The organism is Cellulosimicrobium sp. CpK407, from assembly GCF_051844275.1.
GTDB classification, from domain to species: domain Bacteria; phylum Actinomycetota; class Actinomycetes; order Actinomycetales; family Cellulomonadaceae; genus Cellulosimicrobium; species Cellulosimicrobium cellulans_G.
Map to the genome: position 1 here is coordinate 1 of NZ_JBGNYC010000129.1, position 211 is coordinate 211.

Here is a 211-nt window from a genome sequence, read left to right on the forward strand (position 1 = left end):
GACCCGCACCTCGCCCGGGGCGGACTCCGTGCCGTTCGACACGGTGTAGGTGATGGTGACCGGTCCGTCGAGCTGGCGCAGCTCCGTGATGCGCAGCATCTGGTGGGCGAGCACGGCGACGGAGACGCCCGCGTCCGCGGGGACCTTGACCGACTGGACGACGAGGACGCCGCCGGCGGGGTCGGTGTCGTTGGCCAGCACGTCCACGAGG

At 72.5% G+C, this 211-nt stretch carries 1 protein-coding gene; it reads right to left on the bottom strand.

The genetic code is table 11. The annotated features are described in order from the left end of the window. Nucleotides 1-211 (bottom strand): Ig-like domain-containing protein (locus tag ABWU78_RS21030; protein ID WP_439159413.1); only part of this gene is annotated, 211 nt, incomplete at both ends.